Annotated in this window: 18 protein-coding genes; all 18 read left to right on the top strand. The window is 42.0% G+C overall.

From position 1 onward, the window contains the following. Nucleotides 1-97 precede the first annotated feature (97 nt). The 18 genes from MHI11_RS11420 (at nucleotide 98) to MHI11_RS11335 (ending at nucleotide 23,481) form a co-directional block, all read left to right on the top strand. On the top strand, nucleotides 98-4,351 hold the full coding sequence (locus MHI11_RS11420; protein ID WP_340962319.1) for a PolC-type DNA polymerase III: 4,254 nt from the start codon (nucleotides 98-100) through the stop codon (nucleotides 4,349-4,351). Nucleotides 4,352-4,771: 420 nt separating this feature from the next. Continuing rightward, entirely contained in the window at nucleotides 4,772-6,622 is a 1,851-nt protein-coding gene (locus MHI11_RS11415; RefSeq protein ID WP_340961114.1) for a glycoside hydrolase family 9 protein, read from the top strand. Nucleotides 6,623-6,652: 30 nt separating this feature from the next. Continuing rightward, a complete protein-coding gene (locus MHI11_RS11410; protein WP_340961113.1) occupies nucleotides 6,653-8,758 on the top strand; it encodes a glycoside hydrolase family 48 protein in 2,106 nt (701 codons plus the stop codon). An 84-nt stretch (nucleotides 8,759-8,842) separates the two neighbouring features. Continuing rightward, complete coding sequence (locus MHI11_RS11405) at nucleotides 8,843-10,072, top strand: endo-1,4-beta-xylanase (protein ID WP_340961112.1); 1,230 nt, start codon at nucleotides 8,843-8,845, stop codon at nucleotides 10,070-10,072. A gap of 18 nt (nucleotides 10,073-10,090) precedes the next feature. Next, nucleotides 10,091-11,221 (top strand): glycoside hydrolase 5 family protein, encoded by a 1,131-nt coding sequence (locus tag MHI11_RS11400; protein ID WP_340961111.1) that lies wholly within the window; start codon nucleotides 10,091-10,093, stop codon nucleotides 11,219-11,221. Nucleotides 11,222-11,462: 241 nt separating this feature from the next. After that, nucleotides 11,463-11,936, top strand: coding sequence for a ribosome maturation factor RimP (rimP, locus tag MHI11_RS11395; protein WP_003211398.1), 474 nt, complete (start codon nucleotides 11,463-11,465; stop codon nucleotides 11,934-11,936). A gap of 32 nt (nucleotides 11,937-11,968) precedes the next feature. Beyond that, entirely contained in the window at nucleotides 11,969-13,084 is a 1,116-nt protein-coding gene (nusA, locus tag MHI11_RS11390) for a transcription termination factor NusA (protein ID WP_003211013.1), read from the top strand. A gap of 15 nt (nucleotides 13,085-13,099) precedes the next feature. Continuing rightward, entirely contained in the window at nucleotides 13,100-13,384 is a 285-nt protein-coding gene (gene rnpM, locus MHI11_RS11385; protein ID WP_003210758.1) for an RNase P modulator RnpM, read from the top strand. Next, nucleotides 13,377-13,679, top strand: coding sequence for a YlxQ family RNA-binding protein (locus MHI11_RS11380; RefSeq protein WP_034619894.1), 303 nt, complete (start codon nucleotides 13,377-13,379; stop codon nucleotides 13,677-13,679). Before rnpM ends, MHI11_RS11380 begins: the two co-directional genes overlap by 8 nt. A gap of 19 nt (nucleotides 13,680-13,698) precedes the next feature. After that, nucleotides 13,699-15,816 carry a translation initiation factor IF-2 gene (gene infB / locus MHI11_RS11375; RefSeq protein WP_282060136.1) on the top strand — a complete coding sequence of 706 codons (2,118 nt, stop codon included), beginning with the start codon at nucleotides 13,699-13,701 and terminating at the stop codon, nucleotides 15,814-15,816. Beyond that, nucleotides 15,813-16,091 (top strand): DUF503 domain-containing protein, encoded by a 279-nt coding sequence (locus tag MHI11_RS11370; protein ID WP_058013967.1) that lies wholly within the window; start codon nucleotides 15,813-15,815, stop codon nucleotides 16,089-16,091. Before infB ends, MHI11_RS11370 begins: the two co-directional genes overlap by 4 nt. Before the next feature lie 17 nt (nucleotides 16,092-16,108). Further along, on the top strand, nucleotides 16,109-16,459 hold the full coding sequence (gene rbfA / locus MHI11_RS11365) for a 30S ribosome-binding factor RbfA (protein WP_003210803.1): 351 nt from the start codon (nucleotides 16,109-16,111) through the stop codon (nucleotides 16,457-16,459). Nucleotides 16,460-16,527: 68 nt separating this feature from the next. Then, nucleotides 16,528-17,457, top strand: coding sequence for a tRNA pseudouridine(55) synthase TruB (gene truB, locus MHI11_RS11360; RefSeq protein WP_340961109.1), 930 nt, complete (start codon nucleotides 16,528-16,530; stop codon nucleotides 17,455-17,457). 18 nt (nucleotides 17,458-17,475) lie between these two features. Next, nucleotides 17,476-18,441: a bifunctional riboflavin kinase/FAD synthetase gene (gene ribF, locus MHI11_RS11355; RefSeq protein WP_340961108.1), complete on the top strand. Its 966-nt coding sequence runs from the start codon at nucleotides 17,476-17,478 to the stop codon at nucleotides 18,439-18,441. Nucleotides 18,442-18,581: 140 nt separating this feature from the next. Beyond that, on the top strand, nucleotides 18,582-18,851 hold the full coding sequence (gene rpsO, locus MHI11_RS11350; protein ID WP_012009997.1) for a 30S ribosomal protein S15: 270 nt from the start codon (nucleotides 18,582-18,584) through the stop codon (nucleotides 18,849-18,851). Between the two features lie 181 nt (nucleotides 18,852-19,032). Further along, nucleotides 19,033-21,150, top strand: a complete 2,118-nt coding sequence (gene pnp / locus MHI11_RS11345) for a polyribonucleotide nucleotidyltransferase (RefSeq protein ID WP_340961107.1) — start codon at nucleotides 19,033-19,035, stop codon at nucleotides 21,148-21,150. A gap of 174 nt (nucleotides 21,151-21,324) precedes the next feature. Then, nucleotides 21,325-22,218 carry a polysaccharide deacetylase family protein gene (locus MHI11_RS11340; protein WP_223252865.1) on the top strand — a complete coding sequence of 298 codons (894 nt, stop codon included), beginning with the start codon at nucleotides 21,325-21,327 and terminating at the stop codon, nucleotides 22,216-22,218. A 33-nt stretch (nucleotides 22,219-22,251) separates the two neighbouring features. Beyond that, nucleotides 22,252-23,481 carry a M16 family metallopeptidase gene (locus MHI11_RS11335; protein ID WP_340961106.1) on the top strand — a complete coding sequence of 410 codons (1,230 nt, stop codon included), beginning with the start codon at nucleotides 22,252-22,254 and terminating at the stop codon, nucleotides 23,479-23,481. Nucleotides 23,482-23,524: the final 43 nt, after the last annotated feature.

Genomic DNA, 23,524 nt, shown 5'->3' with positions numbered 1-23,524 from the left:
GAGGTACCTTTCTGATTGACAAAAGGAGGGTCCTGTCTTGGATGAACAATTACCGATCACACGGCGGCAATTTCATATATTACTCAATCAGATTCAAATGACAGATGATGACCTCAGTCGTTACTTTGAAGAAGGAGAAATCGTCAAATTGACGGTGCATAAGGCGACGAAAACGTGGCATTTTCTTTTTAAATTTAAGGCGCTTCTGCCTTACAAGGTATATGCGATGTTTCTCAGCAGGCTGACAAATGCATTTTCTCATATTGCACAAGTTACTTGTACGATTGAAGTCAATGATCCAAGCATCTCTGAAGAGCTCGTTCAATCGTATTGGTCACATTGTGTGGAAGAGCTTCAAGGAATTTCTCCTCCAATCATCAGCTTGCTTCAGCAGCAAAAACCATCGCTTTCTGGACATAAAATCATCATCAAAACGAAAAGCGAAACAGAGGCTTTGGCCATCAAGAAGAAGTACAGTCCAATGCTCCAGGCTGCTTTTAAACAAGTAGGTTTTCCAGAACTTCAATTTGATACAGAAATTTTTGTATCAGATCAAGAGATTCAGAAGTTCAGAGAACAAAAGCTTGCTGAAGATCAAGAAAGAGCGATGCAAGCTCTCACTGAGATGGAGAAGAAGGAAAGTGAGGAGCAGGAGGAAGGTCCGTCTGGCCCTCTCATGATTGGCTATCAAATTAAAGACAATGAAGAAATTCGTACGCTTGATAGTATTATGGATGAGGAAAGAAGAATCACCGTCCAGGGCTACGTATTCGATGCAGAAACGCGTGAGCTGAAAAGCGGCAGAACGCTTTGTATTTTTAAAATTACAGATTATACAAACAGTATTTTAATCAAAATGTTTGCAAGAGAAAAAGAAGATGCCCAGCTGATGAAATCATTGAAAAAAGGCATGTGGGTCAAAGCAAGAGGAAGCATTCAAAACGATACGTTTGTTAGAGACCTTGTCATGATTGCCAATGATGTAAACGAAATGAAACCTCAGCTGAAAGTAGATACGGCACCTGAGGGTGAAAAGCGTGTCGAGCTTCATTTGCATTCCCCAATGAGTCAAATGGATGCTGTTACTGGCATCGGCAAGTTGGTAGAACAAGCAAAAAAATGGGGACATGAAGCAATTGCCCTGACGGATCATGCGGTTGTACAATCCTTCCCAGATGCGTATGCAGCAAGTAAAAAGCATGACATCAAAATGATGTATGGTGTGGAAATCAACTTGGTTGACGACGGAGTACCTATTGCCTATAACCCAGAGCACCGTTTGTTAGAGGATGCAACGTATGTCGTATTTGACGTCGAGACAACCGGACTTTCAGCTGTGTATGACACGATCATTGAACTGGCAGCAGTGAAAATAAAAGGCGGAGAAATCATTGACCGTTTTGAGGCATTTGCAAATCCTCATCACCCATTATCAGCGACAACGATCGAATTAACAGGTATCACGGATGATATGGTCAGAGATGCTCCAGATGTCGTCGATGTCGTACGGGATTTCAAAGAATGGATTGGACAAGATATCCTTGTTGCGCACAATGCAAGCTTTGATATGGGCTTTTTAAATACAGCGTACAAGCGCCTGTTAAAAACAGATAAAGCGTCAAACCCTGTGATTGATACACTGGAACTTGGCCGATTCCTTTACCCTGAATTTAAGAATCACCGGCTGAACACACTTTGTAAAAAGTTCGATATAGAACTGACGCAGCATCACCGGGCCATTTACGATGCAGAGGCGACAGGCTACCTCATGCTGAAAATGCTAAAAGATGCCGCTGAAAAGGATATTGCCTATCACGATCAATTGAATGAAAACATGGGTCAGTCTAATGCTTACCAGCGCTCACGTCCTTACCATGCCATTCTGATCGCACAAAATGAGACAGGGCTGAAAAATTTATTCAAGCTTGTTTCTCTTTCTCATATTCATTATTTCTACCGAGTGCCGCGCATTCCGCGCTCACAGCTTGAGAAATATCGAGAAGGTTTAATTATCGGGTCTGCCTGTGATAAGGGTGAAGTGTTTGAAGGAATGATGCAAAAATCACCTGATGAGGTGGAAGACATTGCAGCATTTTACGACTATTTAGAAGTTCATCCGCCAGAAGTGTATCAGCATCTGCTGCAGCTGGAGCTTGTTCGAGATGAACGTGCGTTAAAAGAAATCATCACAAACATTGTGAAGCTTGGCGAAAAGCTGAATAAACCAGTCGTAGCAACTGGAAATGTGCATTATCTGCATCCAGAAGACAAAATTTATCGTAAAATCTTAATTTCATCACAAGGTGGAGCAAATCCGCTGAACCGTCATGAACTGCCAAAAGTTCATTTTAGAACGACAGATGAAATGCTTGAAGCATTCTCCTTTCTAGGAGAGGAAAAAGCGAAAGAGATCGTCGTGACGAATACGAAAAAAGTCTCTGAGATGGTCGAAAGCATTAAACCAATCAAAGATGACCTATACACACCAAAAATTGAAGGTGCAGATGAAGAAGTACGGGAAATGAGCTATCAAATGGCGCGCAGCATCTACGGAGATGATTTGCCGAAAATCGTAGAAGACCGTATTGAGAAAGAATTAAAAAGTATTATCGGGCATGGATTCGCCGTTATTTACTTAATCTCTCATAAGCTTGTAAAGAAATCACTTGATGACGGATATCTTGTTGGTTCAAGGGGATCTGTCGGCTCATCTCTTGTTGCAACTTTAACAGAGATTACCGAAGTGAACCCGCTTGCGCCGCATTATGTATGTCCAAGCTGTAAGCATTCCGAGTTCTTTAACGACGGATCTGTTGGTTCAGGCTTTGACCTTCCTGACAAGGACTGCCCGGAATGTGGCACGCCGTACAAAAAAGATGGACATGATATTCCGTTTGAAACGTTCTTAGGTTTTAAAGGAGACAAAGTCCCTGATATCGACTTGAACTTCTCAGGTGAATATCAGCCGATTGCCCATAACTATACGAAAGAGCTGTTCGGTGAAGAGTATGTATACCGAGCAGGTACGATTGGTACTGTTGCAGAAAAAACAGCGTATGGTTACGTGAAAGGCTACGCTGGAGATCATAATCTTCATATGAGGGGCGCAGAAATCGACCGGCTTGTACAAGGCTGTACAGGGGTAAAACGGACAACGGGCCAGCATCCAGGCGGTATTATTGTAGTGCCGGATTATATGGACATTTACGATTTCTCACCAATTCAATTTCCAGCAGATGCGACAGGTTCTGATTGGAAAACGACGCATTTTGATTTCCACTCAATCCATGACAACTTGCTCAAACTTGATATACTAGGGCACGATGATCCTACGGTTATTCGTATGCTTCAGGATTTAAGCGGAATTGATCCAAAGACGATTCCAACAGATGATCCAGAAGTGATGAAAATTTTCCAAGGAACAGAGCCTCTTGGTGTAACAGAGGAGCAAATTGGCTGTAAAACAGGTACACTCGGTATTCCAGAGTTTGGGACAAGGTTTGTTCGGCAAATGCTTGAGGATACAAAACCAACAACCTTCTCAGAGCTCGTTCAGATCTCTGGATTATCACACGGGACGGATGTATGGCTCGGGAATGCGCAAGAGCTTATTCACAATAAAACGTGTGAACTAAGTGAAGTGATTGGGTGCCGTGACGATATTATGGTCTATCTCATCTATCAGGGCTTAGAACCGTCACTTGCCTTTAAAATCATGGAGTCTGTTCGTAAAGGAAAAGGACTTCCCCCTGAATGGGAAGAAGAAATGAAGAATAATAATGTACCGAACTGGTATATTGATTCTTGTAAAAAGATCAAATACATGTTCCCTAAGGCCCACGCAGCTGCTTACGTATTAATGGCTGTACGGATTGCCTACTTTAAGGTGCATCATGCACTTTTATACTATGCGGCTTACTTTACCGTTCGTGCAGATGACTTTGATATTGAAACAATGACAAAAGGATCAAATGCGATTCGAGCAGTCATGGACGATATTAACTCAAAAGGTTTAGATGCATCACCGAAAGAAAAGAACCTATTAACTGTACTAGAGCTTGCCCTTGAAATGTGTGAAAGAGGCTACCATTTCAAAAAAGTGGACCTTTACCGATCAAGTGCATCAGAGTTTATCATTGATGGTGACGGATTGATTCCGCCATTTAACTCAATCCCTGGACTCGGAACGAACGTTGCGTTAAATATTGTTCGCGCACGACAAGACGGGGAATTCCTTTCAAAAGAAGATTTACAAAAACGCGGAAAAGTGTCGAAAACGATCCTAGAATATTTAGATCGTCAAGGCTGCTTAGAAGCACTTCCCGATCAAAACCAGCTTTCTTTGTTTTAATGCGATTAATGAAGAGCGCCCTTAAAGGGGCGTTTCTTTTTTATATATACAATAATATTATTATGTTAACTAATAAAGAATTTCCACCAAATGGAATCATTTTCTAATTCATTCATATACCTTGATTTAGCGTGATGTTTTAAAAGAAGAGATTGTATGTCATTCTTTCTACCCAAATAGAGCAAAAAAGAGAATTTCGCCGTCTGAAATGTTCTCATGCGACATATGATCATTCTGGGTACAGTCACAGAAAGAATCAAGAGAAAAAACTTCGATGAGCGCAAAGCTGATTGCTGTTTACTATGCTTATTTTTGAAACATATTTGATTCTTTTCAAAGCTGTTCAAATCACGTTCTGAATAAAAGGAGGTGGCTTGTCTATTCATGTTTGACTAAATAGAAGGGGTGAGTCATTCAGAAATGGCATCTTATAACTATGTAGAGGTTCTTCAAAAATCCTTGTTGTTTTATGAAGCGCAGCGGTCTGGAAAGCTGCCTAAAAGCAACCGTCTCAACTGGCGGGGAGATTCTGGACTAGAGGATGGGAAGGATGTAGGGCATGACTTAACTGGCGGCTGGTATGACGCAGGTGATCATGTGAAATTTGGACTTCCGATGGCCTACTCAGCAGCTGTGCTTGCATGGACAGTATATGAATACCGAGAAGCCTATGAAGAGGCAGAATTGCTTGATGACATCTTAGATCAAATCAGGTGGGCAACAGATTATTTTTTGAAAGCACATACAGGTCCGAACGAGTTTTGGGCCCAGGTAGGTGATGGGAATGCTGATCATGCTTGGTGGGGACCGGCAGAAGTGATGCCCATGAGCCGGCCAGCTTTTAAAATTGATGAAAATTGCCCTGGAACAGAAGTGGCCGCCCAAACTGCGGCAGCTTTAGCAGCGGGCTCTATCATTTTTAAAGAGACAGATGCCCCGTATGCAGCAAAGCTTCTAGCGCACGCGAAACAGCTTTATGCATTTGCTGACAGGTATCGCGGCGAGTATACAGATTGTGTCACAAACGCTCAGCCGTTTTACAACTCCTGGAGCGGCTATATTGATGAACTCATTTGGGGCGGAATCTGGCTGTACTTGGCAACAAATGAAGAAACCTATTTAAATCAAGCATTAAAAGCAGTAGAGGAATGGCCAAAGGATTGGGATTATACGTTTACCATGTCGTGGGACAATACTTTTTTTGCTTCGCAAATCTTACTCGCCAGAATCACGAAAGAGAATCGATTTATAGAATCGACAGAGCGTAATCTCGATTACTGGACGACGGGTTTTGTTCAAAATGGAAAAGTCGAAAGAATCACTTATACGCCTGGCGGTTTGGCATGGCTAGATCAATGGGGCTCACTGCGTTATACAGCAAATGCAGCATTTTTAGCCTTTGTTTACGCTGATTGGGTGTCAGATAAAGAAAAAAAGAATCGATACCAAACGTTCGCGATCAACCAAACTCACTATATGCTTGGTGATAATCCGCTTAATAGAAGCTATGTCGTTGGGTTTGGCCAGAACCCGCCGAAGCATCCACACCACCGAACTGCACACGGTTCATGGTCTAATCAACTGACAAATCCTTCGAATCATCGTCACACTCTTTATGGGGCGCTTGTTGGCGGACCTAATGCACAGGATCAATATGACGATGACATCTCTGATTATGTATCAAACGAGGTGGCGACGGACTATAATGCCGCTTTTACAGGAAATATAGCCAAAATGGTGCAGCTGTTTGGAAAAGGGCAATCAAAACTGCCCAATTTCCCGCCTAAAGAACAACCAGAGGATGAGTTTTTTGTAGAGGCAGCAGTGATGAATAACAATGTAACATCTACTCAAGTAAAGGCGGTTCTATACAACCGGTCCGGATGGCCGGCTAGACGTAGTCAAACGCTCTCCTTTAGATATTACGTCAATCTGAGTGAGGTCTTTGCAAAGGGATTCACAGAAAAAGATATTCAAGTGACAGCCGCCTACAATGAAGGCGCTTCCTTATATCCGCTCAAGGTATATGACGCATCAGCTTACGTGTATTATGCAGAAATTGATTTTACAGGCGTAGCGATTTTTCCTGGAGGAGAATCAGAGCATAAGAAGGAAATACAATTTCGATTATCTGCACCAAATGGGTCGAATATATGGGATGCCTCAAATGATTATTCCTTTCAAGGCTTAACATCCAATATGCAAAAAACAACGAGAATTCCTGTTTTTGATGATGGTGCTTTAGTATTTGGTACACTTCCAGACAAATAAAAATCAAGATTTTTTGAAAGGGTGAAGGATTTGTCAAACAAAGAACGGTTTTTAACGCTTTATGATCAAATTAAAAGTGATGGGAATGGATATTTTTCATCAGAAGGAATTCCGTATCATTCAATTGAGACGCTTATTTGCGAAGCGCCTGATTATGGGCATATGACAACGTCAGAAGCGTATAGCTATTGGCTGTGGCTAGAGGTGTTGTACGGACATTACACAGGGGATTGGAGCAAATTAGAGGCAGCCTGGGACAATATGGAGAAGTACATCATCCCAGTAAATGAAGATGGAAATGATGAGCAGCCGCATATGAGCGCCTACAATCCTACTAGCCCAGCCACATACGCAGCGGAAAAACCATATCCAGATCAATATCCTAGTCAGCTGAGCGGAGCTCGTGCTGCTGGTCAAGATCCGATTGATGGTGAATTGAAATCAACCTATGGAACGAATGAAACGTATTTAATGCACTGGCTGCTTGATGTCGATAACTGGTATAAATATGGGAACTTGCTCAATCCATCACATACAGCCACATATGTGAACACGTTCCAGCGCGGGCCGCAGGAATCTGTATGGGAGGCGATCCCACATCCATCACAAGATGATAAATCTTTTGGGAAGCCAAATGAAGGCTTTATGAGCTTGTTCACAAAAGAAAACCAAGTACCAGCTGCTCAGTGGCGCTATACCAATGCGACGGATGCTGATGCGCGTGCAATACAAGCGATGTATTGGGCAAAGGAACTCGGCTACAATAATTCAACCTATCTTGATAAAGCGAAAAAAATGGGTGATTTTCTCCGTTACGGTATGTACGATAAGTATTTTCAAACGATTGGAAGCGGCAAGCAAGGGAATCCGTACCCTGGAAACGGAAAGGGTGCCTGTCATTACTTAATGGCGTGGTATACCTCTTGGGGCGGAGGACTTGGCGACTATGCAAACTGGTCATGGCGTATCGGAGCGAGCCACTGCCACCAAGGGTATCAAAACCCTGTCGCCGCTTATGCTTTGTCCTCAGACAATGGTGGTTTAAAGCCATCTTCCGCTACCGGTGCAAGCGATTGGGAAAAAACATTAAAAAGGCAGCTTGAATTTTATGTATGGCTTCAATCAAAAGAGGGAGCGATAGCAGGAGGCGCAACCAATAGCTGGAATGGAGACTATAGTGCATATCCGGCGGGAACAAGTACTTTTTATGATATGGCATATGAAGATGCACCTGTATATCTTGATCCGCCTTCTAATAACTGGTTCGGGATGCAGGCATGGCCGATGGAGCGCGTAGCAGAGCTTTATTATATTTTTGTGAAAGACGGAGACAAAACATCTGAAAATGTCCAAATGGCCAAATCTTGTATCACAAAATGGGTCGACTATGCATTAGATTACATTTTTATCGGCAGCCGTCCTGTGTCGGATGAAGAGGGTTATTTCTTAGATGACCAAGGACAAAGAATTCTAGGAGGAACAAATGCTGCTGTTGCCACAACGAGTGCACCTGGCGAGTTTTGGCTTCCTGGAAATATTGCTTGGAGCGGACAGCCTGACACTTGGAATGGATTCCAGTCTGCAACAGGAAATCCAAACTTAACAGCTGTCACAAAAGATCCAACTCAGGATACGGGCGTACTAGGGAGTCTCGTCAAGGCTTTAACATTCTTTGCTGCTGCTACTAAGCTTGAAACAGGGGATTATACAGCGCTTGGTGTCAGAGCGAAAGATGCCGCCGCACAGCTCCTTGAGGTTGCGTGGAATTACAATGATGGCGTGGGCATTGTGACAGAGGAAGAAAGAGAGGACTATGACCGCTTCTTTAAAAAAGAAGTGTATTTCCCAAATGGTTGGAACGGGACATTTGGTCAAGGGAATCAGATTCCTGGATCAAGCACTATTCCTTCTGATCCGCAGCGAGGAGGTAATGGGGTCTATACGAGTTTTGCTGATCTTCGTCCGAACATTAAACAAGATCCAGCATGGTCTTCACTCGAGAGTAAATATCAGTCTTCATTTAATGAAGCAACAGGCAAATGGGAAAATGGGGCACCGGTTTTCACTTATCACCGTTTTTGGTCACAAGTGGATATGGCCACTGCCTACGCAGAATATCATCGTCTGATCAACTAACAGGTGAAATTTAAGCTGCCGGTTTCTTTGAGCCGGCAGTTTGTTTAAGAAATATAAATCCAGTGAAAATAAGGGTGTGTTTACATGGTCAAAGAAAGAAGCTTTCTTCATCAATCAATAAACAATGGCGAAAATGAGCAGAACAATCTGATGTGGAAAAAAGAGGCGAATGATCGAATCTCAGAGCATAGACAAAGAGATCTTGAAATAAACGTCACAAATCACGATAAAAAGCCAATAGCAGGAATAGAGGTTGAGTTGAAGCAAGTCAGGCATGAATTCGCATTTGGTTCAGCGATGAATGACCAAGTGTTATTTAATCAACAATATGCCGATTTTTTTGTGAAGCATTTTAATTGGGCTGTTTTTGAAAATGAGGCAAAATGGTATGCGAATGAGCCGGAAAGAGGGAGAATCACCTACGAAAAAGCAGATGCGATGCTGAATTTTGCAGATAAACATCAACTTCCAGTAAGGGGGCACGCTTTATTTTGGGAGGTAGAGGATGCCAATCCAAGCTGGCTGAGGTCACTACCGAATCACGAAGTGTATGAAGCCATGAAAAACCGACTTGAGCATGCAGGCAATCATTTTAAAGGGAGATTCCGCCATTGGGATGTAAACAATGAAATGATGCATGGTTCATTTTTTAAAGACCGATTCGGGAAAAGTATTTGGAAGTGGATGTATGAAGAAACGAAAAAAATTGACCCTCAAGCACGATTGTTTGTGAATGATTATAATGTGATCTCATATGGTGAGCACCAGGCTTATAAAGCACATATCAATGAATTGCGTCAGTTAGGCGCACCTATTGAGGCGATTGGTGTTCAAGGACATTTTGAAGAACGGGTCGATCCAGTCATTGTAAAAGAGAGGCTCGATGTGCTTGCTGAGCTTGGTCTTCCTATATGGGTTACAGAGTACGACTCTGTTCACCCTGACGCTAATAGAAGAGCGGATAACCTAGAGGCTTTATATCGCGTCGCATTTAGTCATCCAGCCGTAAAAGGAGTGCTAATGTGGGGATTTTGGGCAGGTGCCCATTGGAGAGGTGAGCATGCGGCCATCGTAAATTACGATTGGACTTTAAATGAAGCAGGCAGACGTTACAAAAAGCTTCTAAATGAGTGGACGACACAAAGAGTTGAGAAAACAGATGCTAATGGCAATGTGACATGTCGAGCATTTCACGGGACATATGAAATTCGAATCGGTAAAGAAAGTAAACTGTTGAAACAACAGACAATTGAACTTGATTCAAAAGAACAAACACCGCTTCGGCTCGATGTGATTGTACCTGAAGAAGGATAGATTGTGAGGAGAATGTAAATGAAAAAATGGACTCAAAGAGTGTCCTGCTTCATACTTGTGGTCGCTATATGGGCCGGCTGGTTTTCACTTACGATTAAAGCCGCCGCATATGTGCAGACATCTGGTACACAATTTACGCTGAACAATCAACCATTTTACTTTGCTGGTACAAATAATTACTATTTCCATTACAAATCTAAAAAGATGGTAGATGCAGTGTTCGATGATATGAAAGCAATGAATTTAAAGGTCTTACGTATTTGGGGATTTCACGACGGGTCCCCTCAAGAAAACTCCGTTTTACAATCTAGTCCAGGGATCTATGAAGAATCGGGTTTTCAAAAACTAGATTATGCGATTTATAAAGCGGGACAGGAAGGAATAAAGCTTGTCATCCCGCTAGTGAACAATTGGGATGACTTTGGCGGGATGAATCAATACGTAAAGTGGTTCAATGCAGGATCACATGATGCCTTTTATACAGATCCTCGTATTCAACATGCTTACAAAAATTATGTGCGTTATGTTTTAGAAAGAACGAATACGTACACAGGTGTTCAATATAAGGACGATCCAGCTATTATGACTTGGGAATTGGCCAATGAGCCGCGTGTGCAGTCAGATCCAACGGGTAATATACTAGTCAAATGGGCAGATGAAATGAGTACATGGATCAAATCGCTGGATCGTCACCATCTTGTTGCAGTAGGAGATGAAGGGTTTTTTCGCATACCAGACCATGAAGATTGGTTTTACAGAGGCGGAGAAGGCGTCGATTGGGACCGTTTGACAGCTCTCTCTAATATCGATTATGGAACCTATCATCTGTACCCAGATCACTGGAACAAGTCTGCTGCTTGGGGAGTGAAATGGATCGAAGACCATATCACCCGCGGGAAGACAATCGGAAAACCAGTTGTATTAGAAGAGTTTGGCTATCAAAATCAATCAGCACGTCCTGACGTATACCAAAGCTGGCTGTCAGCGGTTGAGCGGCTCGGAGGGGCTGGCAGTCAATTTTGGATTTTAACAAGCATTCAGGACGATGATTCGCTCTATCCCGATTATGACGGTTTCCGCATCATAAAAGGGAGTAGGGAGGCAGCACTTATCAGTGAACATGCGAAAAGAATGAACGAAAAGAACTGATGGCGAATGCCTGCTGAATAAGGAACTTCATTTGCATAAAAAATTTGGATATGGTATAGTTTTTATGGAAATGCTAACGATTACCGAGACAAGAGTGGGGAAACCCGCTCTTTTGTATTGAACAGGCAATTTTTGTCTCGACATTATTCATCCGTTTTCTGCTCCCCCTGCTCACATAAAGCAGGGTTTTTATGCAGAATGATTGATAAGAGCGTTTATCGAAAGCACAAGGAGGAAGAGAATGAGCAAAAAAGTAGTGGATGTCGTAAGCGAAATGGTACAGCCAATTTTAGATGGCTTACAGCTTGAACTCGTTGATGTTGAATTTGTCAAAGAGGGTCAAAACTGGTTCCTTCGCGTGTTTATTGACTCTGATAAAGGCGTCGATATCGAAGAATGTGCCAAAGTGAGCGAAGCCTTGAGCGAAAAGCTTGATGAGGCAGATCCGATTAGCCAAAACTACTTTCTTGAAGTGTCCTCTCCTGGAGCGGAGCGCCCATTAAAGAAAAAAGCTGATTTTGAAAAAGCACTTGGAAAAAATGTTTTCATGAAAACATATGAACCAATTGATGGTGAAAAAGCGTTTGAAGGTGAGCTTACAAGCTTTGATGGTGAGATTGCAACAGTGACAGTGAAGATCAAGACAAGAAAGAAAGAGATCAATATTCCATACGAAAAAATAGCTAACGCAAGATTAGCAGTTTCGTTCAATTAACCTTTTCATTGATATAAGGGGGAACCATAAAAATGAGTAGTGAGTTGTTAGATGCCCTGACTGTTCTCGAGAAAGAGAAGGGTATTAGTAAAGAAATTATTATTGAAGCGATAGAAGCTGCACTCATTTCTGCATATAAGCGTAACTTTAATCAAGCGCAAAATGTTCGTGTTGATTTAAACCGCGAAACGGGAACAATTCGCGTATTTGCAAGAAAAGATGTTGTAGATGAAGTGTATGATTCTCGCCTTGAAATCTCTGTAGATGATGCAGCCAATATGAACCCGAATTACATGGTAGGTGACGTCGTTGAAATTGAAGTCACGCCAAAAGATTTCGGACGCATTGCAGCTCAGACTGCGAAACAAGTGGTGACGCAGCGAGTGAGGGAAGCAGAGCGAGGTGTGATCTACACTGAGTTTATCGATCGCGAGGAAGACATTATGACGGGAATCGTTCAGCGAATTGACAGTAAATTCATTTACGTGTCACTTGGCAAAATCGAAGCCCTTCTTCCGGTCAACGAACAAATGCCAAATGAGGACTACAAACCACATGACCGCATTAAGGTGTTTATTACAAAAGTCGAAAAAACAACAAAAGGACCACAAATTTATGTGTCTAGAACACATCCAGGTCTATTAAAGCGTTTATTTGAAATTGAAGTGCCAGAAATTTATGATGGTACTGTAGAGCTTAAATCGGTTGCTAGAGAAGCTGGGGACCGTTCTAAAATCTCTGTTCGTACTGATGATCCTGATGTTGACCCAGTTGGTTCTTGTGTTGGTCCAAAAGGCCAGCGTGTACAAGCAATTGTCAACGAGCTAAAAGGCGAAAAAATTGACATTGTCCATTGGTCTAATGACCCGGTTGAATTTGTTGCCAATGCATTAAGTCCATCAAAAGTACTTGATGTTATTGTGAATGAAGAAGATAAGGCGACAACAGTCATTGTCCCTGATTATCAGCTGTCGTTAGCCATTGGTAAAAGAGGTCAAAATGCGCGCCTTGCAGCAAAGCTGACTAGCTGGAAAATTGACATTAAAAGCGAAACAGATGCAAGGGAACTCGGTATTTTCCCAAGAACTGAAGACTCTGAATCTCTTTTCTTAGAGGCTGAACCAGTAGCTGAGGAATCTGACGAATAAGAGGTGATGTAAAAGGTGAATAGCCGAAAAAAAATCCCGCTTAGAAAATGTGTCGTGACGGGAGAAATGAAACCAAAGAAAGAACTGATCCGTGTTGTTCGTTCTAAAGAAGGTGAAGTGTCTGTTGACGCAACCGGAAAAAAGAACGGACGCGGAGCTTACCTTTCTCTCGATAAAGAAACCATTCTTGCGGCAAAGAACAAACGCAGTTTACAGCAGCAATTTCAGACACAGATTGACGAACACATATTTGAAGAATTACTAGAACTAGCTGAAAAGGTGAAAAAACCAAATGACTGATTCTAAGTGGTATCCTTTGCTTGGTCTAGCAAATCGAGCTCGTAAAGTCGTGTCAGGAGAAGATCTTGTGATCAAAGAAGTTAGACATGCGCGTGCTAAGCTGGTTCTTCTTGCAGCAGATGCCTCACCGAACACAGAGAAAAAGGTATCTGACAAATGCAAATTTTATAATGTTCCGGTTAGAAAAATTGAAGACCGTTCCGTTCTCGGACGTTCTATTGGGAAAGAAGCTCGCGTAGTTGTCGCTGTCACTGACCAAGGCTTCGCTAAGAAGCTTATAAGCTTGCTCGATTAATTTATTTGGGGGTGAACGAATGGCTAAAGTGAGAGTATATGAATATGCAAAAGCCATAGATGTTTCAAGTAAAGATATTATAGCAGCGCTTAAGGATATGAACGTGGAAGTGAACAACCACATGGCGACGCTTGAAGACGACACTGTGAAAAAGCTAGACGCTAAATATAAAAAAGCCAAAGCAAAAGAGACAGCTAACGAGAAACCCGCAGAACAAAAAAACCAATCATCTAACAAAATCAATGATAGAAAGAAGAATGACGTGCAGAATAATCAATTTAATAAAAACAAAAAAAACAACAACCAAAACAAAAACAAAAACAAACGCGGTGGCAACAAGTCACAGCAACAGCAAGCTAGACCTGTGAAGCCTAAAAAAGAGCTTCCTGAAAAAATTGAATTTACAAATTCAATGACAGTTGGCCAGCTTGCCGAAGAGCTTGGAAAAGAATCAGCTGAAATCATTAAGAAGCTGATGATGCTTGGTGTTATGGCAACTATTAACCAAGAGCTTGATAAAGATACAGTTGAATTAATCGCTTCTGAATATGGCGTTCCAGTAGAGGAAGTTATCATTTTAGAAGAAACTGAACTTGAAAAGTATGAAGTTGCAGATAAAGAAGAAGATATGCAAGTACGCCCTCCAGTTGTGACGATCATGGGACACGTTGACCATGGGAAAACAACCCTTCTTGACAGCATTCGTAAAACGAAAGTCGTTGAAGGCGAAGCTGGTGGAATCACGCAGCATATCGGTGCATACCAAATTGAAGAAAACGGCAAGAAAATCACGTTCCTTGATACCCCTGGACACGCAGCATTTACAACGATGCGTGCACGTGGTGCCGAGGTAACGGATACAACCATCCTAGTCGTTGCAGCAGATGATGGCGTGATGCCGCAAACGATTGAAGCCATTAACCATGCGAAAGCGGCAGAGGTACCAATCGTTGTCGCTGTCAATAAAATTGACAAACCAACAGCTAACCCTGACCGTGTGATGCAGGAATTAACTGAACATGGCCTTGTACCAGAAGCTTGGGGCGGCGAAACGATCTTCGTTCCACTATCTGCAAAAACAGGTGAAGGCATCGATGAATTGATCGAGATGATCCTTCTTGTCAGCGAAGTAGCAGAACTGAAAGCCAACCCAAATCGTGCGGCTAAAGGAACTGTCATTGAGGCTGAGCTTGATAAAGGAAAAGGGTCTGTTGCAACCCTTCTTGTTCAAACTGGTACACTTCAAGTAGGTGACCCAATCGTTGTTGGAAATACATTTGGGCGCGTTCGTGCAATGGTCAATGACATCGGGCGCCGCGTGAAAACAGCGGGACCATCTACACCTGTTGAAATCACTGGTTTAAATGATGTACCAAATGCGGGCGATCAGTTCCTCGTATTCAAAGACGAAAAAACAGCTCGTCAAGTGGGCGAGGCGCGTGCTTCAAAACAGCTTGATGAAAAGCGTTCAGACAAAGCAAAATTATCTTTAGATGACCTATTTGAGCAAATCAAACAAGGCGAAGTGAAAGATATCAACCTGATCGTGAAAGCAGACGTACAAGGTTCTGCTGAAGCACTGACGGCAGCTCTTCAAAAAATTGAAGTAGAAGGCGTAAAAGTGAAAATTATCCATACGGGTGTTGGAGCGATTACAGAATCTGATATCATTTTAGCAAGTGCTTCTAATGCGATCGTGATCGGATTTAACGTACGTCCTGATGGAAATGCGAAGAGCACAGCTGAAACAGAAAACGTAGATATCCGCTTGCACCGCATTATCTATAAAGTCATCGATGAAATTGAAGCTGCGATGAAAGGGATGCTTGACCCTGAATATGAAGAAAAAGTCATTGGTCAAGTTGAAGTTCGTCAAACGTTCAAAGTATCTAAAATCGGTACAATTGCTGGTGGCTATGTCACTGAAGGAACCATCACAAGAGATAGTGGTATCCGCTTAATTCGTGACGGCGTCGTTATTTTTGAAGGCGAAGTCGACGTATTAAAACGATTCAAAGATGACGTGAAAGAAGTTTCACAAGGCTATGAATGTGGTATTACCATTAAGAAATACAATGATATCCGTGAAGGCGATGTTCTGGAATCATTCGTTATGCAAGAAATCGAAAGAAAATGATCGGTTATACCGAATGTGAGTGTATCATCTATGATGCATCCTCACTGAAGGAAAAACGTGCGGTTCTTCAGCGTATATTGACAAGAACGCGCCATAAATTCAATGTGACCATTGCTGAAATGGATTATCAGGATACATGGCAGCGTACATCAATTGGAATCGCCGTGATTTCTTCATCTCGGGTTCAAGTGGAAAAGGAACTTCAGCGTGTATTAAGCTTTATTGATTCTTTTCCTGAAATTGAACGAACGATCACGAAAACTGAGTGGTTTTAATTAGAGGTGATAAGATCATGAGTATGAGAGCAACCCGTGTGGGTGAGCAAATGAAAAAAGAATTAGGCGACATCCTTGGCAGAAAGCTGAAAGATCCAAGAATCGGCTTTTTGACTGTAACCGATGTCGAAGTGACCGGTGATTTGCAAATTGCCAAAGTCTACATTTCTGTTCTTGGCGACGAGAAGAAAAGAGAGGAAACCTTAAAAGGTCTAGCAAAGGCTAAAGGGTATATCCGCTCTGAAATTGGCAATCGAATTAGACTTCGCAAAACACCAGAACTACACTTTGAATTTGATGAATCCGTGGATTACGGAAACCGAATTGAAAGCCTGATTGCTGAACTAAACACAAAAGATCACGAATAAGACGTTGAAATAAGGATAGGCGATGATCGTCTGTCCTTTTTCATCGTTTACGAAAGGAGAGAGCGCAGATGGTAAATGGTGTTCTTTTATTACATAAAGAAAGAGGGATGACCTCTCACGACTGTGTGTTCAAAGTGAGAAAGATCTTGCATACAAAAAAAGTCGGACATACAGGTACCCTCGACCCCGAGGTATCAGGAGTTCTGCCCATTTGTATTGGAAGAGCGACGAAAATCGTTGAGTATTTAACAGATAAATCGAAAACGTATGATGCAGAAATCACGATTGGCTTTTCTACGACGACTGAAGACCAAACTGGTGAAGTGGTTGAAGAAAAAAAGGTACAAAAACAGATTTCAGAAGAAGAAATTGATGATGCGCTGAAACAGTTTGAAGGAACCATTGAACAAATTCCTCCTATGTTTTCGGCTGTGAAAATTGGCGGGAAAAAACTCTACGAATATGCAAGAGAAGGTATTGAAATTGAGCGGCCGAGCCGCGAGATTACGATTCATCGTATCGAGCGGACAACACCTGCTTTATTTGAAAATGGAAAAGTGTCATTTAGATTCACCGTTTTATGTTCAAAAGGAACGTATGTCAGAACCTTAGCAGTTGATATTGGAAAGAAACTAGGATTTCCAGCTCATATGTCACATCTCATTCGCACAGGATCAGGTGATTTTACACTAGATGAGTGCATCACCCTTGATGAGCTGCGAGATATAAGCGAAGAAGGCACAGTAGATGAGCACCTTGTCTCGATCGAGCGTGCGCTCAATCATTTGCCGAAATGGGAGATAAATGATACATTAGCAAGTAAAGTGGAAAACGGTGCAGTCCTGCCAATGCCTGATGAATTCGCTCATTTCGCAGAGGAAGATCGTGTCGCTGTCTTTGCTCCTTCAGGCCGGTGTATGGCGATATATATGAAGCACCCGACCAAACAGAATCTGATGAAGCCGGCGAAGATCTTATCTCAGGACAAGCAATCTTAAAGAAAAGGTGACCATCTCGTGAAGACTATACATATTTCACACCCACATACATTGAATCAAAAGGATCAAGACCCGTCTGTTATGGCTTTAGGGTATTTTGACGGTGTTCACCTCGGACATCAAAAAGTGATTGACGCAGCAAAAAGCATTGCGAGAAAAGAAGGATTGGCTTTAGCGGTCATGACCTTTCATCCGCACCCATCACATGTTTTGCAAAAAGCACGTGAACCCAAGGACTTAATTACACCGCTTGAGGATAAAATTGATTTTATCGAACAGCTGGGCGCTGACTATTTATACATTGTGCAGTTCAGCGAAAGCTTTGCAGCGCTATCTCCTCAAGAGTTTGTCGATCAATATTTAGATGAGCTGAATGTAAAGCACGCAGTAGCTGGTTTTGATTTTACATTTGGCCGTTTTGGTGCAGGCACAATGGAAACCTTCGATGAGTACGGAAAAGGGCGTATTACGGCCACCATCGTTCCTAAGTTGTCCAATCAAGACCGAAAAGTCAGCTCAACACTCATACGCTCTGCATTGAGAAATGGGGATGTTGAATATGTGAGTGAGCTTTTAGGAAAACCTTATCAGCTGCGCGGTATTGTCATTCATGGTGATAAACGAGGACGGACGATCGGCTTTCCGACTGCGAATGTCGGTTTATCTGCTGAGTATATCATTCCGCCAACAGGGGTTTATGCAGTAAGGGCAGAAGTGAAAGGCAAAGTGTATGACGGTGTTTGTAATGTTGGCTATAAACCAACCTTTTATGAAAAACGTCCTGATCAGCCTGCCATTGAAGTAAACCTCTTTGGTTTTAACGAAGAAATATATGGTGAACCGATTAAATTACAGTGGTTCAAGCGCATTCGCAGTGAGCAAAAATTCAACGGAATCCAGGAGTTAACGGCTCAAATCAGTCAAGATAAAGAAGAAGCGATTCAGTTTTTTCAACATCAGCGAAAGCAAACAAAAAATTCATAGAAAAACAGCTCTACCATTTGCAAATTCAGCATATTTTTAGTATGATTATTCCTGTAGCTTTAAAACCACTTACTTGGCAGGCCGACTTCACCGACGGTTGCGAGGTAGATGGGGCTAACATGATTTGGAGGTGAAACAGGATGGCTATTACTCAAGAGCGTAAAACTCAATTAATTAGTGAGTTCAAAACACACGAATCTGATACTGGATCTCCAGAAGTTCAGATCGCTGTCCTAACAGAATCAATTAACAACTTGAACGAGCATTTACGTACTCATAAGAAAGATCACCACTCACGTCGCGGTCTTTTGAAAATGGTAGGTAGACGTCGTAATCTTCTTACGTATCTACGTAATAAAGACGTAACTCGTTACCGTGAGTTAATTAACAAACTAGGCTTACGTCGATAATCGTAAAAAGCGGGAGGATTCCCGCTTTTTTATCGTATAATCACTAATATTTTATGGTTAAAATGTTGAAAGAATGGCAAAAACCCTTCTACATACACCTTTCACATTGATATGTGAAAATCATTTTGTTCATAATAAGAATTAACTAAAATTTCAAGATAAGAGAGGAGTTTTTCTCAGAATGGGACAAGAGAAACATGTCTTCACCATAGACTGGGCTGGACGTCAACTGACAGTTGAAACTGGCCAGCTTGCAAAGCAAGCAAACGGAGCGGTCCTCGTACGCTACGGAGATACAGCTGTGCTTAGCTCAGCAACAGCTTCTAAAGAACCAAAACCACTTGATTTCTTCCCGCTCACTGTGAACTACGAAGAAAGATTATACGCAGTAGGTAAAATTCCTGGTGGCTTCATTAAAAGAGAAGGCCGTCCAAGTGAAAAAGCGATCCTTGCGAGCCGCTTAATTGATAGACCAATCCGTCCATTATTTGCTGATGGATTTAGAAACGAAGTACAAGTTATTAGTATCGTCATGAGTGTGGATCAAGATTGTTCATCTGAAATGGCTGCAATGTTTGGCTCATCTTTAGCATTATGTGTGTCTGACATTCCATTTGAGGGACCAATCGCCGGCGTTACAGTAGGACGAGTTGATGGAAAGTTTATCATCAATCCAAATGTAGAACAGCTTGAACAAAGTGACATCAATCTTGTAGTCGCTGGAACAAAAGATGCGATCAACATGGTCGAAGCTGGTGCTGATGAAGTACCAGAAGAAACAATGCTTGAAGCTATCATGTATGGTCACCAAGAGATCAAACGTTTAATCGAATTCCAAGAGGAAATTGTCAAAGCAGTCGGTAAAGCAAAAATCGATATTCCTCTATATGAAGTAGATCAAACGTTAGCAGACGAAGTAAAAGCAATTGCTGAAACAGACCTGCTGAAAGCGATTCAAGTACATGAGAAGCATGCACGTGAAGATGCAATCAGTGCAGTGAAAAAAGCTGTAGTTGAGAAATTTGAAGAAGAAGATCGCGACGAAGCGACAATTAAACAAGCGAAAGACGTATTAAACAAGCTTGTCAAAAATGAAGTTCGTCGTCTGATCACTGAAGAGAAAGTACGTCCAGATGGACGTGGTGTAGATCAAATCCGTCCACTTTCTTCAGAAGTAGGACTTCTACCAAGAACGCACGGTTCAGGTCTATTTACAAGAGGACAAACACAGGCGCTCAGTATTTGTACATTAGGTGCACTTGGCGATGTGCAAATTCTTGACGGTCTAGGCGTTGAAGAATCAAAACGCTTCATGCACCATTACAACTTCCCTCAATTCAGTGTTGGTGAGACAGGTCCAATGCGTGGCCCAGGCCGCCGTGAAATCGGACATGGAGCGCTAGGTGAACGGGCATTAGAACCAGTGATCCCATCTGAAAAAGATTTCCCTTATACGGTTCGCCTTGTGTCTGAGGTACTAGAATCAAACGGGTCTACTTCACAAGCAAGTATTTGCGCAAGCACACTTGCGATGATGGATGCGGGTGTTCCAATTAAAGCACCAGTTGCAGGGATTGCAATGGGACTTGTGAAATCCGGTGAATACTACACAGTGCTGACAGACATTCAAGGAATGGAAGATGCACTTGGTGATATGGACTTTAAAGTTGCAGGTACATCAAAAGGTGTAACAGCACTTCAAATGGATATCAAAATCGATGGTCTATCAAAAGACATTTTGGAAGAAGCGCTCCAACAAGCGAAAAAAGGAAGAATGGAAATCTTAGATAGCATGCTGTCAACGATTCCTGCTTCTAGAGGAGAATTGTCTCGTTATGCACCAAAAATCTTAACGATGAAAATCAATCCTGATAAAATTCGCGATGTCATTGGACCAAGCGGTAAACAAATCAATAAAATCATTGAAGATACCGGTGTGAAAATCGATATTGAACAAGATGGTACAATCTTTATCTCTTCTACAGAAGAAGACATGAACCAAAAAGCGAAGAAAATCATTGAAGATCTTGTGAGAGAAGTTGAAGTAGGACAACTTTACTTAGGTAAAGTAAAACGAATTGAAAAATTCGGTGCTTTCCTTGAAATCTTCAGCGGCAAAGATGGACTTGTTCATATTTCTGAGCTTGCGCTTGATCGTGTAGGCAAAGTAGAAGATGTTGTGAAGATTGGCGATGAATTACTTGTCAAAGTCACTGAAATCGATAAACAAGGCCGTGTGAACCTTTCTCGCAAAGCTGTTTTACGTGAAGAAAAGGAAAAAGAAGAAAAACAGTCTTAATGAAATATGTTAGAAGCCAGGTATCCGTACCAGGCTTCTTTCTTTTCTTGCGCTAACAATAGTTCTAGCTTGATTCTCCCCATCATAATTTGTGGTAAAGGGGAGGGACAACCATTGAAAAAAACGTTACCATTCATTGTGTTTGTATTTTTACTGCTCGTGTCATATCAAACGATGAAGCAGCCGGCTGCTGTTACATATATTGAATCAATGAAAGAGCATGCTGAGGTTGCATCTGTTTCAAAAGATATTTTATATCAAGAGATTGAATCGAAGTCTTCTGACTATGAAGTGAAGGCGCAAAATGCTAAGATTGATAAAGTGTGGAAAAAGATGCCTGGTTTAAATGGACAGACGGTCAATATCGATGCCTCTTATGAAAAAATGAAAAAACAAGGGTCATTTGATGAAAAGCTGCTTGTTTTCAATGAAACAAAACCTTCTATTCATTTACATGAACTTGGTGCTGAACCCATTTACAAGGGACATCCAGATAAAAAAATGAATGCTTTCCTCATCAACGTGGCTTGGGGTGACGAGCATTTAATCAAGATGTTAAAGACACTGGAAAAGCATCAAGTCAAGGCGACCTTTTTCTTAGAAGGCAAATGGGTGAAAAAAAGCACGGATCTTGCTAAAAAAATCGTGGCAGATGGTCATGAAATTGGAAACCATTCATACAATCACCCGGATATGCGCACACTGACAAGAGAACGAGCATTAGAGCAGATTACCAAAACAAATCGTCAAATTGAAGAATCCCTTGGAAAAAAACCGAAGTGGTTCGCCCCTCCAAGCGGTAGCTTTAAAGAAGAAACAGTGAAGCTTGCCGCAGAAGAAGGAATGGAAACCATTATGTGGACGGTAGACACCATTGACTGGCAAAAACCGTCACCAAACATACTACAAAAACGGGTGCTTGGGAAAATTCACAATGGGGCGATGATATTAATGCATCCAACAGATTCGACGGCGAAAAGTCTTGACGCACTTATCACTCAAATCAAGGAAAGAGGATATGAATTAGGAACGGTTTCTGACCTCCTAAGTGAAAAAAGACATCCGTGATCCGATCTGTTTGTTGAATAGGAGGAGCAAAACTTGGTCAAAACGTATACATGCCAAAACGGAGTAAGAATTGTACTTGAAAACAATCCCACTGTCAGATCTGTCGCAATTGGCGTCTGGATTGGAACGGGTTCTAGACATGAGACACCAGAAATTAATGGGATCTCACACTTTCTAGAGCATATGTTTTTTAAAGGGACAAAGACGAGATCTGCACGTGATATCGCAGAATCCTTTGACCGCATTGGTGGTCAAGTGAATGCCTTTACGTCAAAAGAATACACTTGCTACTATGCAAAGGTGCTTGATTCACATGCTGGCTACGCCCTCGATGTATTAAGCGACATGTTCTTCCACTCCGCTTTTGATGAACAAGAGCTGAAAAAAGAAAAAAATGTAGTATATGAAGAAATCAAAATGTATGAGGATACACCTGATGATATCGTTCACGATCTGTTGAGCAAAGCGATTTATGGTGAACATTCTTTAGGGTTCCCGATTTTAGGAACAGAAGAAACACTCTCTACCTTTAACGGTGACTCTCTTAGAGCTTATATGGATGAATTCTACACGCCGGACCGCGTCGTCATCTCTGTTGCAGGGAATGTGGATGACACATTCATTAGTGAAGTTGAAAAGTTGTTCGGTTCGTATGAAACGAAAGGAAAAAAACAGCCTGTAGAAGCGCCGCAATTTCACTATGACAAGCTCACACGCAAAAAGGAAACAGAGCAAGCGCATCTATGCATGGGCTTTAATGGCCTCCCAGCTGGAGACAAAGGCATCTATGACTTAATCGTCTTAAATAATGTTCTTGGCGGAAGCATGAGCAGCCGCTTGTTCCAGGATGTAAGAGAGGACAAAGGACTCGCCTATTCTGTTTTCAGCTATCACAGTTCATTTGCAGATAACGGCATGCTGACGATTTATGGCGGGACTGGAGCGAAGCAGTTAAACCTGCTCTCTGAAACCATCTTACAAACGCTAGACGTCTTAAAGCGTGAGGGAATCACGCAAAAAGAGCTTGAAAACTCTAAGGAGCAAATGAAAGGAAACCTGATGCTCAGTCTTGAAAGCACAAACAGCAAGATGAGCCGAAACGGTAAAAACGAACTGCTCCTTGGCAAACATCGTACACTTGATGAAATTATTGACGAAATCAACAAAGTCACATTAGACGGTGTGAATAACTTATCAAAACGAATCTTTACAGAGGATTATGCGCTCTCGCTTATTAGTCCTACGGGTGATCAGCCATCATAATGTAAACAACACGGCAGGCTTCTTAAGAGGTCTGCCGTTTATT

Origin of the sequence: Bacillus sp. FSL K6-3312, from assembly GCF_038007485.1 — a bacterium.
Taxonomy (GTDB): domain Bacteria; phylum Bacillota; class Bacilli; order Bacillales; family Bacillaceae; genus Bacillus; species Bacillus pumilus.
The sequence above is the reverse complement of the archived record's forward strand: the minus strand, read 5'-3'. Positions and strand labels throughout refer to the sequence as shown.

Excerpts from the sequence above, each read along its gene's own strand:
- rimP (WP_003211398.1), top strand. The coding sequence starts at position 11,463 with ATGAGCAAAAAAGTAGTGGATGTCGTAAGCGAAATGGTACAGCCAATT.
- rbfA (WP_003210803.1), top strand. The coding sequence starts at position 16,109 with ATGAGTATGAGAGCAACCCGTGTGGGTGAGCAAATGAAAAAAGAATTA.
- MHI11_RS11340 (WP_223252865.1), top strand. The coding sequence starts at position 21,325 with ATGAAGCAGCCGGCTGCTGTTACATATATTGAATCAATGAAAGAGCAT.
- infB (WP_282060136.1), top strand. The coding sequence starts at position 13,699 with ATGGCTAAAGTGAGAGTATATGAATATGCAAAAGCCATAGATGTTTCA.
- truB (WP_340961109.1), top strand. The coding sequence starts at position 16,528 with ATGGTAAATGGTGTTCTTTTATTACATAAAGAAAGAGGGATGACCTCT.
- MHI11_RS11405 (WP_340961112.1), top strand. The coding sequence starts at position 8,843 with ATGGTCAAAGAAAGAAGCTTTCTTCATCAATCAATAAACAATGGCGAA.
- MHI11_RS11420 (WP_340962319.1), top strand. The coding sequence starts at position 98 with ATGACAGATGATGACCTCAGTCGTTACTTTGAAGAAGGAGAAATCGTC.
- MHI11_RS11400 (WP_340961111.1), top strand. The coding sequence starts at position 10,091 with ATGAAAAAATGGACTCAAAGAGTGTCCTGCTTCATACTTGTGGTCGCT.
- MHI11_RS11370 (WP_058013967.1), top strand. The coding sequence starts at position 15,813 with ATGATCGGTTATACCGAATGTGAGTGTATCATCTATGATGCATCCTCA.
- MHI11_RS11380 (WP_034619894.1), top strand. The coding sequence starts at position 13,377 with ATGACTGATTCTAAGTGGTATCCTTTGCTTGGTCTAGCAAATCGAGCT.
- nusA (WP_003211013.1), top strand. The coding sequence starts at position 11,969 with ATGAGTAGTGAGTTGTTAGATGCCCTGACTGTTCTCGAGAAAGAGAAG.
- MHI11_RS11415 (WP_340961114.1), top strand. The coding sequence starts at position 4,772 with ATGGCATCTTATAACTATGTAGAGGTTCTTCAAAAATCCTTGTTGTTT.
- rpsO (WP_012009997.1), top strand. The coding sequence starts at position 18,582 with ATGGCTATTACTCAAGAGCGTAAAACTCAATTAATTAGTGAGTTCAAA.
- pnp (WP_340961107.1), top strand. The coding sequence starts at position 19,033 with ATGGGACAAGAGAAACATGTCTTCACCATAGACTGGGCTGGACGTCAA.